The sequence below is a fragment of the Candidatus Streptomyces philanthi genome, assembly GCF_059553635.1.
The window spans coordinates 15,262-28,324 of record NZ_JCANQV010000041.1; the positions used below are offsets into that span (position 1 = coordinate 15,262).

Consider the following 13,063-nt stretch of genomic DNA (forward strand, 5'->3'; position numbering starts at 1 on the left):
AACGGAAGCCCGCAGAGGCGCCCGTACCGGGAAGGTCCGGGGTAGTGTGCCCGGGTGCGCGACCCGTACTGGAATCACAATGTCCACTATCACCCCCTCGTGCTCGACGCCGTGCCGCACGGCTGCGGGGAGGCCCTGGACGTCGGCTGCGGTGACGGCCTGTTGGTGCGCAAGCTGGCCGGAAGGGCGCGGTCCGTCACGGGGGTGGACCGTTCGGCGGAGATGGTCCGCCGGGCCCGCGAGGACGCCGCGGACCTCGGCAACGCCACGTTCCTGGAGGCGGACTTCCTCGGCGATCCCCGGCTCCCCGAGGGGGCGTACGGGTTCGTGAGCGCCGTCGCCGTCGTCCACCACATGGCGTTCGACGATGCGGTACGCGGACTGGTCCGGCTGACGGCGCCCGGCGGACGCCTGGTGATCATCGGCCTGGCGAGCAACCACACCTGGCTGGACTGGGTGATCAGCGCCTTCGGGGTCCCCGCGAGCCGGTGGCAGGCCGCACGCCGCGGCGGGAAACGCGATCCGGAGGGCATGCCCCTCCAGGACACCGACATGCCCTGGGGCGAGATCCGGCGCGCCGCCCGCCGCCTGCTGCCGGGATGCCGCTTCCGACGGCATCTGCTGTGGCGCTACTCGGTGGTCTGGGACAAGCCGGTTGGCGAGTGATGCCGATGCATGGCGAGCGATCCTTTTGGGTGGGGTGCGGGGCGCCGCACCGTACAGAGCGTTCGGTACGGGGCGAAGGGGCTCGTCGGCACGGTGACGGGATGAGGCGTGCCGGGGCGGAAGCCGCCACTACGTAAAGGTCGTTCGGTACGGGAACGAGCGGATTCGCCGGACCAGGCACCGGTAGCAGGAACCAACCGTCCGGACCAACCAACCGCCCGAACCGGCCACCGAGAGCCGGTCGGCTCCGCTCCCGGTGACCGGTGACCGGTGACCGGTGACCGGTCACCGGCGGTCGGTATGCGCGGGGCGTACGCCAGGCCCCCCGGAGGCCGGTTCTCCAGGGGGCGCGCCGGTCAGTGCGTCGGGCTGGGGCTCATGGTTCCGCCGGGGCTGTGCGTGCCGGTCGGGCTGGCCGTGGTCGGCTTCTTCGTCACCTTGTGGCCGTCCCTGTCCAGGACGAACCACTTGGCGCCGAAGTCCCTGATGCCCTGCCCCTTGGCGTCGCCGGGCTTCTTGTCGCCGCGGAAGTAGTAGAGCGGGTGCCCGTTGTAGGTGGCCTGCTTGCTGCCGTCCCCGCGGGTCGTGGTGCCCAGCAGGTTGGCCATGACGCCGTCGCCCGCCGACGGTTTGCCGGAGACCGCCACCGGGGGCCAGGCGCGGGCGCACTCGTCCACACAGGTCGATCGGGTCGAGCGGTCCGCCTCGAACACGTAGAGGGTGTTGCCCTTGTCGTCGACGAGGATGCGGCCGAGCCCGTCGGTGTCCGCCGTTGTGATCTTCGAGGCCATCATCGAGGGCGTCGCCGTGGTCGCCGTCCTCATCGGGGCGGTCGGCGACGCGGTCACCGCCGCGTCCGCGCGGTCACCGCTCTCGCTCTGCGCGCACCCGCTCGCCGTCATGGCGAGCAGGGCGAGGGCGGCCGCCGCGGTCACCGTCGCGTACTTGGTCCTCATCCCTGGCTCCTCATCCCCGGCTGATCCGGAACGTCGTTACCGTCCCCGTCCGCGGGCGCGCGACCCTGCGGGCGGAGACCGCCTGACGCCCACTCGACTCCAGATACCGGACGCCGACCAGCCGGACGTGGCGTTCGGCGTACGGCCACCGGAGTGACGTTCCGGCCCGCCGCCCGCCTCACGTCCCGATCAACCGCAACGAGAGCCAGAGCCCGGTCGTCGACAGGAGCAGCGCGACCGGCACGGTGACCAGCCCGAGCAGCGTGAAGTCCCGCAGCGCCACACGGTGCGCGTACTGATGGAGGACGCGCCGCCACAGGAGGGTGGCCAGGGAGCCCGCGTAGGTGAGGTTGGGGCCGATGTTCACCCCGAGCAGGACGGCGAGGACGGGACCGGGCCCGCCGGGCGCGGCGAGCGGCAGCAGGACCAGGACGGCCGGCAGATCGGCCGCCGCGGCCTCCCCCCGGCCCACCGCCCCATCCACGTCCCGCAGGCATGGAAGAGCCCCTCCGCATCACACGGCTTCGCCGGCACCAGCACCGCCGCCAGGAACCCCAGCACCGGCCCCAGCCGCAGCGTCTCCTCCCGCACATGCCCCCACGAGATCGCCCCCACCGCGATCACCACGGCCGCCGTCGGCACCGCGACCACCGCTTCCCCCCACCGAAACGGCCGCACCACGGCACACACCAGCACTACGACCAACATGCCCACGGACACCGCTCCGGTCACCACCATGGGAGGCATCCTCCCGGGAGGGGCGGGGGCGTATGTCGTACGGGGCCGCGGCGGGCCCAGCGCCGCCCGTGACGCGACGGCCCGCCCGGTGAGCCGCGCGGAGGGACGATGGTGCGTTTCTCCCGAGACATCCGGTCGCCCTCGTTCGCCCATGCGCCCCGGTGCGCGCCCTGGCGCCCCATGAGCTCCTGCTCGCACTCTGCCTCAGCACTCCCGCAGCTGTTCTTCTTGAGCAGTCGCACCGCGTGGCCCCATCGAGCCAGTTGAATCGTTGAAGGAGAGCGCCCTTGACGCTGCAGAGCGAATCCCCGGACCAGGACGAGTGGCCCGCCCGCAGCTTCCTCGGCGGCCTGCCGGAGCCCGCCCGCGCCGAACTGTTCGGCCTCGGCACCCGCTGCCGCTACCTGCCACAGGAAATCCTCATACGTGAGGGCGACCGCTCGCACCATGTCGTGCTCCTGCGTTCGGGCGTCGTCAAGGTCACCGCGCGCCTGGACAACGGCCATGAGGCGCTGCTCGCCATCAGGGTCGGCGGCGATGTCGTCGGTGAGATGGCCGCGATGGACGAGGCACCGAGGTCGGCCACGGTCACCGCCTGCGGCGAGGTCGCCGCCAGCATCGTCCGCGAGGCCGATCTGCGGCGCTTCCTCACCACCCGCCCCGAGGCCGCGGTGGCGATCGCCGGAATCGTCACTCAGCGGCTGCGCTGGGCGAACCGCCGCCGCATCGAGTTCGGCGGCTATGCCGTCAAGGTCAGGCTCGCCCGCGTCCTCGCCGAACTGGCGGTGTCGCACGGCCTGTCCGTACCGCGCGGCCTGGTCATCGCCGTCGACCTCACCCAGCCGGAGCTGGCCGCGCTCACCGGGTCGGCGGAGGTCACCATCCACAAGGCCCTCGCCGACCTGCGCAAGGACGGGCTGATCACCACGGGGTACCGGCGGACCACCGTCCTCGACCTGGCGCGGTTGCGGGCCGTCGCGCGGATGGACGAGAGCGCCCCGTAGCCCGGCCCCCGTCCCCGGAAACCCGTATTTCTACGACTCCCTCGGTGTTTTCCCGCACCTGCCTCCACAGTTGACGCCCGGCAGCGCCCCACTACGGCAGGCAGGTGACCGAGCCCATGACCGCACAACCCCGTCCGCAGTCGTCCTCGCACGAGATCATCACGCGTCAACTGTGCATGGCGGCCGACGTGGAGAAGTACAGCCGTCTCGACACGCCGACCCAGGAGGCCGTCCAGGCCGACCTGGTGCGGGTACTGGAGGAGGCCGCCGTGTTCAGCGGCCTCAACCGGGCGACCTGGAGCCGGCAGCCCCAGGGCGACCAGGAGTTCGCCGTCCTTCCCCCGGACACCCCGGAGGCCGTGGTGCTCGGCGACTTCGTACGCCACCTGGCCGTCGGACTCGGCGAACGCAACGCCAACCGCGCCACCGGAGAGCGGATGCGGCTCCGGCTGGCCGTCGACCTCGGGGTGGCCCGCACCGCCGCCCTCGGGTACTCGGGACCCGCGCCCATCGCGGTCGCCCGCTACCTCAACGCGCCGCAGCTGAAGCGCGTACTGGAGGGCATCGACTCGACCGACCTCGCGGTGATCGTCTCCGATCAGCTCTACCGGGATGTCGTCCGGCTCCGGGGCCAGGGGCTCGATCCGGAGCAGTACGTCCGGGTCCACATCCGGCAGAAGGAGTTCAACGGCTACGGCTGGGTCCATGTGCCCGAGCACCGGCCCGAGGAACTGCGGACGCTGGTCACCGACCCGGAGCCGGAGGGCGGGCGGGGCCGTCAGGCGCCCCCGCCCGGCGGCACGGTGGTGGAGGGCGGAATCTTCCACTACGGGACCGGTGACGCGGGCGGCACCTTCAACAAGAACTACTACGGGTGACGAGGCGTCCGTCGTGGAGGACACAAGGGACGTTGCTGACGAGGGCGTGAGCGTCCTCCCGGACGACCTGCCCGAGGACGCGGATCTCGCGTCCGAGGGCGGGGCGGACCAGGAGCCGCAGGCCGAGTCGGAGGAGGAGCAGGTCGAGCAGGCCCGTCGCATCCGCGCGCTGCGGGCCCAGGGCCTCGACCGGTTCGCGGTCTCGGGAGGCGCCGTCGGCTTCGGCAGCGGCGACGCCGCCGACACGATCAACAACCACTACTACGGCACGGCTCCGGAGCAGGTCGTCCCCGTGGACGGCACGGTCGCGGTGGAAAAGCTCTACCGGCTGCGCCACCGGTACGTGACGGCCCCGAGCTACGACAAGCTGTGCCGCCGGCTGGAGGAGAAGGGCGTCGCGGTGCTGAGCGGGACGCCCGGCTCGGGCCGTTACACCACAGCGCTGCTCGCCGTGCAGAAGATGAAGGACGCCGACGTCGTGGTCCTCGACCCGGCGATGGACCTCAAGCGCCTCCTCGACGCGGGACTGCGGTCCGGCCAGGGACATGTCGTCGAAGGCGACCGCACGTCCTGGGCGTCCGGGCTCCGCGTACGCCTCCTCGACCGGTTGCAGGAGGCGCTCTACGGCCGCTCCCCTCTGGTGATCATCGTCGACAAGCAGGTGCCCGTCGACGATCTGGAGGGATATGTCGTCGAACACGCCGACACCACCGAGGAGATGCGCCTCGCCGTACTGGAGAAGCACCTGACCAAGGCGTTCGACGACGACCGGCAGGAGGACTGCCGCAAGCTCCTGGAGCACGGGACGCTCCGTGAGGAACTGCGGGGGCGCATGGCCATGCGCGAGATCGTCGTGCTCGCCGGCCGATTGGCCGAGCGCCTGCGGGAGGGCAAGGACACCGAAGAGATCGTCCAGGAACTCGGGGGCCGGTTGCGTTCCCGGGCGGAGCATCTGCTGCACCCGTCGGACACCAAGGCCGAGGGGGGTACGGGGGTCTCCCTTTGGTCCCAGGCGTTCCTGATCGCGTGTGTCGTGCTCAACGGGACGGCGCTCAGCAGGGTCAGCCGGGAGTCCCACCGCCTGGCCGAGCTGCTGCACGGAGTGCGTTCGCCGTCCTCCGTGCCGGAGATGCCGCTGTTCCGGGAGAGTCTGAAGGACTGGATCGCTTACTCGGACGTCGAGTTCGTCGACAACGAGGAGAAACCGGTCGAGGCGCGGCACCCCGAGTGCAGGGTCCGGGTCCGCCAGCGCGGCCTCGGCGATGCCGTCCTGGAGGTGCTCTGGCACGACCACAGCGGGGCGCGGGGCCCCCTGCTGGAATGGCTGGACGGCCTCGTCGCCACCGGTGAGGAGGCCGTCCGGGTGGCGGCGGCCCAGGCCGTCGGACTGCTGGCCACCTTCGACTGGACCTACGTCCAGGAGGAACTGCTCGCCCGGTGGGCGACGGACCGGAGCGAGCACGCGGACCGCCGGAGGTACGCGGCGGCCTGGGCGCTGGAGCGGGCCGCGGCCGACGAGAAATTCCTTCCCGGGGTGCAGCGGCTGCTCAGGAACTGGTCCCGGCGGCGCGGCTACCAGACATGCGCCGAGTTCGCGTACGGCACCCGCATCGGTGCCCGGGGCCCCGCCGAGGCGCTGGACAGTCTGGAGCGGATCGCCCGGTCGCACACCAAGAGCGTGCGGGCCGCCGTCCAGGAGATCTATCTCGCGGGGTCCCGGACGCAGACCCTGGAGCGACTGGCGGCCTGGTCGTCCTCCCCCTTGTCGCGGCTGCGCCAGGACGCGGCCATGTGCCTCCAGCACCTCAGCAGGTCCCGTGGGAAGGACGCGCTCACCCGGTTCCTCACGGAGAGCGTCCCGCGCGCGCACCTGCTGTGCCTGACCCGCAACGTCCTGGTGAGTGACGACTACGGCGTCCCCCAGCGCGGCTGGGCCGCCCTGCGCCTGTGGGTGGAACGGGCGGAGGGCGAGCCAGGGCTCGACAAGGCGCTGGCCGACTTCCTGACCGAGCTCGTGTCCGGTGACCCGCACCGGACCGACGGCCTGTCCGCACGGATCCATTTCCATCTGCGGCTGTGGCGGTACCAGCACGTCAGCGCCGCCGAGGACATCGATTCCCTCATGGAGACACAGTGGTCGACGTGACCAGCACATCCCGCCGTGGCCCGTTCACCTGGCTGCGCGGCCTGTTCCGCACCGGTGCCAAGGCGGGCGTTCCGCCCCTGACGGCCGTGGAGATGGACATCCCGGAGATCGTGAAGGTGCACAGGGCGTCCGTCGAGACGTTCGACACCCCCGCCCGAGGTTCAGGTTTCGACTTCCGGGCCGAGGTCCGCTGCGAATGGTGCGCCGAGGGCCGGGTGGAGGAGGAGGCGCTGGTCCGCGCCATCGAGGCCCACCGCGCCGCCATGCCGCAGATCCTCGCCCAGCGGGTACGCGACATCACCCGGGCCTTCGAGCCGTACCGTGTGGAGGAGGCGGAACAGGCCGTCAACCAGAAGCTGTCGGTCGAGGAGTGCTTCGACACCGGCCTGGTCAGGTGCCGTACCACCGCCGTGCTGCGGCCCCCGGCGGAGGTGCTGGAGCAGCAGCGCAAGGCCGACCTGGAGATGCAGGAGATCGAGCACCGGTACGCCCGGTCGGCCCTCCGCGTGAGGCTGCTGCGCACGGTCTCCGCGGAATGGCGGGACTTCCTGGCGAGCGGCATGGCCGGGGTCGGGGAGGACGACGCGTCGGTGGCCTGGCTGACGCCCTGGGCGGTCCTCCTGACCGAGGAGCCCGACAAGGCCGCGGCCGAGGTCGGTGACATGTTCCGGGAACGCCACAAGCAGTTCGAGCAGTTCGTGAAGCTCGCCGGCCGGCAGGCGAAGGAATACCAGGCCAAGGACCTCTTCGACTACGTCATGGCGAACGAACGCCAGCTCAAGCACGCCATGGAGCTGTTCGGGCTGCCCGCACCGGACGGCTCCGCCCTCGGCGACGGTCCCGCCGGGCCGCTGCCCGGGTCCTGACGGACCCGGAGGTGACGGCCCGGGGCGCGGATCACGTCAGCCACGGGCCGGCGAGGAAGGACAGTCCGGCGTCCGCCGCCATCAGCCCCGTCCACACCACTCCCCGGGAGATGTACCGGTGCTTGGCCATCACCACCCGGGCCAGCACCGGGACCAATTCCCATATCTCCCTCTGCTCGCGGTCCTCGCCCGGCGGCGGAACGCTGCCGTCGGCCGCGGCCAGCAGCGGGAGGCTGAACCGGTTCGGGGAGGGCGGCGGACCCAGACGGGGGCGGAGCGCCTGGGCGACGCAGTAGACGGCCGGCAGGAAGGCCGCCACGTACACCACCAGCAGGACCAACGCGATCCAGCCACCGGGCCCGCCGTGCCCCCACGCCTCGCGCACCACGCCGCTCTGCGGCACCGCGGCGGCCAGCAGCCCGGCCTGGACCGCGCCGAGGACACCGACCTTCGTGTCGGCGAACTGGGCCGACGCCTGGAGCGAGGTGTAGACGGCGAGACCCGACCGGAGCCCGGCACCGTCCCCCCTTCCCGAAGCGGGGACCGTGACGGCACTCCGGGCGGTGGTGAGGGACCTGAACACGGGGACCTCCTGGAACCGAGCGGTCAAGGGCCTCCAGTAACTCCCGCCGCGCCACGCGAGAACAGTCATAAATGTGTATTCCACCCACAAGGGAGACCCTGTGAGCTCCACGACCCGAGCGAGCCGTCCCCGACTCCTCGCCCTGGCCCTGGTCACCGCCCTGATGTGCGGCGGCTGCGGCGCGTTCGACATGCCCGAGGCGCGCCCCTGCGGCTGGCTCGACGCCCCGCCCGGTGACACGGCCGCCGCCGGCCGGCGGACCGTCGTCCTCGTGGACCGCAGTTCGTCGGTCCGGCCGGACGGTTCCACCGCCCCCGGGCGCCGGATACCGGACGGCGCGGCCACCCTGCTGGCCGTGCCCTGGCTGGCGCTGCCGGAGCTGGAGGGCGGATCGCTGTCCGCGGCCGGCTTCGACGGCTCCCGGGCCGGCGTCGACTGGGAGGTGGACCGGGCGCCCGTCACCCCGGCGAAGGGGAGCGGGACCCGCAAGGCGGACCAGCGCGACGCCCGGCGCGGCTGTCTCGAACAGCGGCTGCGCCTGCTGTCCTCCGGCACACCCGGCACCGCGGGGACCGATGTGCTCGGCGCGCTCGCCGCGGCCGCCGACCAGCTCGGCCCCGGCACGGGCCGGCGCCGGGTCGTCGTGGTGACCGACGGGCTGTCCAACACCGGCTGCGCGGACCTGCGTTCCGCCGGTTTCGACGGCCCCTCGGAGATCGACGCGACGGTACGGCGCTGCCGTGCGACGGGTGAACTCCCCGACCTGTCGGGCGCCGAGGTGAGCATTGTCGGCATCGGCCGTCCGGCCCGCGGCAAGGCCCCCTCGTCCCCGCAGACCACCTGGATGCGCTCGCTCTGGCAGCGGCTGTGCGAGGCCGCCCGGGCCTCGGCCTGCGAGGTGTCGGCCACCGCCCGTGCCCGCCCGGCCGGAAAGCCCCGCGAGGTCCGTCCGGCCGAACCCGAGGTGACCTTCCCGGGCCTCTCGGAGCGGCGCACCGGCCGCACCACCACCCTCACCCTGCCCGGTTCCGTGCTGTTCGCGACCGACCGGGCGGAACTCTCCCCGCAGGCGGAGACCACACTGGACGACGCCGCCCACCGCATCCGCGGCTACGCCCACGCCACGGTCGAGGTCTCCGGGCACACCGACTCCCGCGGCACCGAACAGCACGGCAGGCAGCTCTCCCTGGCGCGCGCCCAGGCCGTACGGTCCGCGCTCGTGCGGCGCGGCGTCGCGGTGGCGTCCGCCCGCGGCTACTCCAACGAACGTCCCCGCTGCCCCCACGAGTACCGCGACGGCGCACCCGACCGGGCGGCGATGGCCTGCAACCGCCGGGTGGAGATCACCGTGACGGTGCCCCGCTGACCCCGAGAACCGCACCCTTCGAGACGAGACCACGCAGAGAAGGACATCGCTCATGTCCCCGAACCACCTGGGCATCCCCTGCCACCACGGCTGCGGATGCGACATCCGGAACCTGGTGAACAGCGCGGAGCACGGCCCCGAGCGCGACCCGGAGCACCTGGACAACGGCGAGATGCGGATGCTGCTGCGCGCGGCCCGCGAGGTCGGTGAGCTGGTCGGCCGCAACCGCGCCCAGCTCGCCGACGCCCGTGCCCGGACGATCGGGGCCCACACCAGGACCGAGGAGGCCGTCCTGGCCCTGGCCCGCTTCGAGGCCGCCGCCCCCATCCGTACGGCCCGTTCCTTCCACGAGACCGTGGAGGAACGCCACGCGGAGGACGGGGCCGTGGACCGGCGCCGCCGCGAGACCTGGATAAGGCTGCTGCGCTGGCCGGTCGTCGCCGCCATGGCGGTGTTCGACGCCTGGTACTTCATGCGGGTCTTCCAGTACCTCACCCTCAGCGAGGAGACCGCCTCGCTCGTCGAGCAGACGGTCTCCTTCCTGCCCGGTGTCGTCCTGGCGCTGGCCCTGATGCTGTCCGGGCACGCCGTCGCGGCCCCACTGCACCGTCTGCGGGAACGGGTGCACGGCCTCCGCGCGTCCCGGCCCGCGCTCGCCCTGCTCGCCTCGCTGGCGCTGCCCCTCCTCTACCTCGCCGCCGTGCTGTTCACCGTCACCGTGTGGGCGGTCCTGCGGGCCCGGGACACGGGAGCGGACGGGGGCGCGGTCGCCGGCCTCCGCTACCCGCCGGGGTGGGTGGCCGTGCTGATGCTCGTCCTCGCGATCACCGCCGTCGCGATGAAGATCATCGCCCACAATCCGTACGCGGACAGCGCCGCCGAGGCCCGCCGCGCCCTGGTGCGGGCCCGGATGACGTATGCGTGGCTGGTGCACAGGACGAGCCTCGCGCTGCGGGAACACGAGCGGGCCTGGAGCGACCTGTGCGCACTGCGCGACGAACTGGCCTCCCACGTCCGTCTGGAGAGCATGCGCGTCTGGGAAGCCGCCATCCTCACCGCCCGCATGCTGCACGGACAGGCCGGGCACCGTCCGCCGACCCCGGCCGCCTTCCCCGCCAACGGCGTCCCCAAGGCGCCGGAAGCGTCCTGGACGGCCCCGCTCTTCTCCGGAGTGGTCGAACCTCCACCGGAACTCGGCCCGTTGATCGAGGCCCACCGCGTCGCCGTCACCTGTGCCCCGGCCGAACTCCGCGCCCTCCGCAGCGAACTGATCAACCGCCTCGACCGCCAGATCGGCACGGGATGACCACCTGGCGGGACCGGGCGGCCCCAGTGGCGTCACACCCCGCTGACCGGCAAGAAGTTGGGACAACGGACACAGGAAGCCAGCCCGCCTGCGTTACCGTGCCCGCATGAGCCTCCACGTCGTCATCGGTTACGGGCCCGCCGGGGCCGCCACCGCCCGCCTGCTGGCCGAAAAGGGCCGTACGGTACGGGTGATCACCAGGGCGGGCAGACCCGCGGAGCCCGGCATCGAGCACCTGGCGCTGGACGCGGCGGACAGCGACGGGCTGACCGGAGCGGCGCGCGGGGCGGACGCGATCCACCACTGCGCCGCGCCGCCCTACCCCCGCTGGGCGGGCGAGTGGTTGCCGCTGACCGCGTCGGTCTGTGCCGCGGCCGAGGCGACCGGGGCCGTCCTGGTCATGTTGGGCAATCTCTACGGCTACGGTCCGGTGGACGGGCCCCTGACCGAGGAGCTGCCGCTCGCGGCGACCGGCCCCAAGGGGCGGGTGCGCGCCGCCGGGTGGGAGCAGGCGCGAAAGCTGCACGAGCAGGGGCGGATCAAGGCGGTCGAGGTACGGGCCTCGGACTTCTTCGGGCCCGGCGTGACCGACGGCGGGCACCTGGCGGGGCGGGTCATGCCGCCGCTGCTGCGCGGCAAGCCGGTCTCCGCGCTCGGGGACCCGGACGCCCCGCACAGCTGGACCTACCTCCCCGATGTGGCCCGCGCCCTGGTCGAGGTCGCGACGGAGGAACGGGCCTGGGGACGGGCCTGGCACGTCCCGACGGCGCCCGCGCTGTCCGTCCGGGAGATGGCCGACCGGCTCGCCGGCCGGGCGGGAACGGGCCCGGTCGCGGTGCGCGCGCTGCCGCCGGCCGTGCTGGGCGTCGCGTCCCTCTTCTCGCCGATGATGCGGGAGCTGAAGGAGATCCGCTACCAGTTCGACCGGCCGTTCGTGGTCGACGCGAGCGCCTACGAGGCCGCGTTCACGGTGCGCGCCACCCCCGTCGACGACCAGATCGCGGCGACGGTGGACTGGTGGCGCCAGCGGCTCGCCGGGGCGCGTCCGTGACCGCGGGCGACTCCCCGGAGGGCCCAGCGGATGGGACGCGGCGGGACGACATCGCCGTCGTGGGGATGGCCTGCCGCTTCCCGGGCGCGCCGGACCTCAACGCGTTCTGGCGCCTCCTGGCGGCACCGCGGCCGCAGTTCTCCCCCGTCCCGGACACGCGGTGGCGCGCCGCCGCCTTCCTCGGCGACAGCTTCCGCGACGCGTCAGCGGCCTACACGGACACCATGGCGCTGCTGCCCGACGTGGGCCACTTCGACGCCGCGCACTACGGCATCCCGCCGCGCCGGGCCCGCTCGATGGACCCGCAGCACCGGCTGCTGATCGACCTCGCCCGTGAGGCCGTCCAGGACGCGGGCTGGGAGACCGAGGGCTTCGACCGCGAGGAGACCTCGGTGATCACCTCGCTCACTGACAGCGGCTACCGCGAGATCAGCACCCTGCACGTACGGATGCGCCAACTGGCCGGCGGCGAGTTCGGCGCACGGGCCACCGACCCCCGGTGGCCGGAGGCGGTCCGCGCCGTCGACGGCCTGCACGGCACGTCCGTGGCCGGACTACTGCTCAACATGGGACCGAACACGATCAGTTCCGTCCTCGATCTGCACGGTGAGAGCTACGCCCTGGACTCGGCGTGCTCCGGCGGGCTCATGGCCGTCGCCAACGCCGTCCACGCCCTGCGCGCCGGACGCTGCCGTATCGCCCTCGCCGGCGGCGCCCAGCTCATCCTCACCCCCGACCTGCTGGTGGGCCTGTGCCGGGTCGGCGCCGTCTCGCGCAGCGGCCGGTGCCTGCCGTTCGGCGCGGAGGCCGACGGCTTCGTCCTGGGGGAGGGCGCCGGAATCCTCGTCCTGCGGCCCCTGGCCGACGCGCTGGCCGCCGGCGACCGGGTGTACGCGGTGATCCGGGGCGTGGGGACGGCCAACGACGGGACGGTCCAGGGCGGCATGCACCCGCGGGCCGCCGGCCAGCTCCGGGCGCTGCGCCGCGCCTACCGGGACGCGGGCCTGGCCCCGGACACGGTGGGGTACCTGGAGGCGCACGGCACCGGGACCACCGTCGGCGACCCCGTCGAGGTCGACGTCCTGCGGGAACTGCGCGGGGAGCGGGGCACGCCCGCGTACCTCGGCGCGGTGAAGGCGGTGGTCGGCCACTCGCTCAACGCCGCCGGGGTCGCCGGACTCGTCAAGACCGTCCTCGCCGTGCACCGGGGAGTGATACCGCCCCAGCCGGAGTTCGCCCTGGCCGACCACTCCGGCCTCGACGCCGCCCGGCTGGCCGTCCCGACGAGTCCGGCCCCCTGGCCGGTGACGGGGCGGCCGCGCCGGGCGGGGGTGAGCGCCTTCGGCTTCGGCGGCACCGGCGTCCACCTGGTGCTGGAGGAATGCGCCGCCGCACCGCCCCGCCCCGTACGGGACGAGGGCCCGCGCCTGTTGACGCTCAGCGCCCGCGACCGGGCCGGCCTCGCCCGTTACGCCCGGGACCTCGCACGGACCCTCGCCGACG

Annotated in this window: 11 protein-coding genes and 1 pseudogene; 9 read left to right on the top strand and 3 right to left on the bottom strand. The window is 73.2% G+C overall.

Annotated features, from left to right (window positions below):
- The first annotated feature begins 54 nt into the window (after positions 1-54).
- Positions 55-666: a class I SAM-dependent methyltransferase gene (locus AC51EU_RS07845; protein WP_496265953.1), complete on the top strand. Its 612-nt coding sequence runs from the start codon at positions 55-57 to the stop codon at positions 664-666.
- A 356-nt stretch (positions 667-1,022) separates the two neighbouring features.
- Here AC51EU_RS07845 and AC51EU_RS07850 read toward each other — a convergent pair whose 3' ends face one another.
- Positions 1,023-1,622, bottom strand: coding sequence for a COG4315 family predicted lipoprotein (locus AC51EU_RS07850; protein ID WP_496265954.1), 600 nt, complete (start codon positions 1,620-1,622; stop codon positions 1,023-1,025).
- A 178-nt stretch (positions 1,623-1,800) separates the two neighbouring features.
- Positions 1,801-2,369, bottom strand: a pseudogene (locus AC51EU_RS07855) (hypothetical protein).
- A gap of 278 nt (positions 2,370-2,647) precedes the next feature.
- On the opposite strand from AC51EU_RS07855, the gene AC51EU_RS07860 reads away from it, so the two are divergent.
- The 4 genes from AC51EU_RS07860 (at position 2,648) to AC51EU_RS07875 (ending at position 7,254) form a co-directional block, all read left to right on the top strand.
- Positions 2,648-3,364, top strand: a complete 717-nt coding sequence (locus tag AC51EU_RS07860; RefSeq protein WP_496265955.1) for a Crp/Fnr family transcriptional regulator — start codon at positions 2,648-2,650, stop codon at positions 3,362-3,364.
- Positions 3,365-3,480: 116 nt separating this feature from the next.
- Positions 3,481-4,242 carry a hypothetical protein gene (locus tag AC51EU_RS07865; protein ID WP_496265956.1) on the top strand — a complete coding sequence of 254 codons (762 nt, stop codon included), beginning with the start codon at positions 3,481-3,483 and terminating at the stop codon, positions 4,240-4,242.
- Positions 4,243-4,255: 13 nt separating this feature from the next.
- Complete coding sequence (locus AC51EU_RS07870) at positions 4,256-6,388, top strand: hypothetical protein (RefSeq protein WP_496265957.1); 2,133 nt, start codon at positions 4,256-4,258, stop codon at positions 6,386-6,388.
- Positions 6,385-7,254, top strand: coding sequence for a hypothetical protein (locus AC51EU_RS07875; RefSeq protein ID WP_496265958.1), 870 nt, complete (start codon positions 6,385-6,387; stop codon positions 7,252-7,254). Before AC51EU_RS07870 ends, AC51EU_RS07875 begins: the two co-directional genes overlap by 4 nt.
- A 31-nt stretch (positions 7,255-7,285) precedes the next feature.
- Here AC51EU_RS07875 and AC51EU_RS07880 read toward each other — a convergent pair whose 3' ends face one another.
- A complete protein-coding gene (locus AC51EU_RS07880; RefSeq protein ID WP_496265959.1) occupies positions 7,286-7,837 on the bottom strand; it encodes a Pycsar system effector family protein in 552 nt (183 codons plus the stop codon).
- Positions 7,838-7,937: 100 nt separating this feature from the next.
- Here AC51EU_RS07880 and AC51EU_RS07885 point away from each other — a divergent pair, with 100 nt between their 5' ends.
- The 4 genes from AC51EU_RS07885 to AC51EU_RS07900 form a co-directional block, all read left to right on the top strand.
- On the top strand, positions 7,938-9,203 hold the full coding sequence (locus AC51EU_RS07885; RefSeq protein WP_496265960.1) for an OmpA family protein: 1,266 nt from the start codon (positions 7,938-7,940) through the stop codon (positions 9,201-9,203).
- Positions 9,204-9,255: 52 nt separating this feature from the next.
- A complete protein-coding gene (locus AC51EU_RS07890) occupies positions 9,256-10,509 on the top strand; it encodes a hypothetical protein (protein WP_496265961.1) in 1,254 nt (417 codons plus the stop codon).
- A gap of 106 nt (positions 10,510-10,615) precedes the next feature.
- A complete protein-coding gene (locus AC51EU_RS07895) occupies positions 10,616-11,560 on the top strand; it encodes an NAD-dependent epimerase/dehydratase family protein (protein WP_496265962.1) in 945 nt (314 codons plus the stop codon).
- 65 nt (positions 11,561-11,625) lie between these two features.
- The coding region (locus tag AC51EU_RS07900; protein ID WP_496265963.1) for a beta-ketoacyl [acyl carrier protein] synthase domain-containing protein at positions 11,626-13,063 on the top strand (1,438 nt) is incomplete at its 3' end.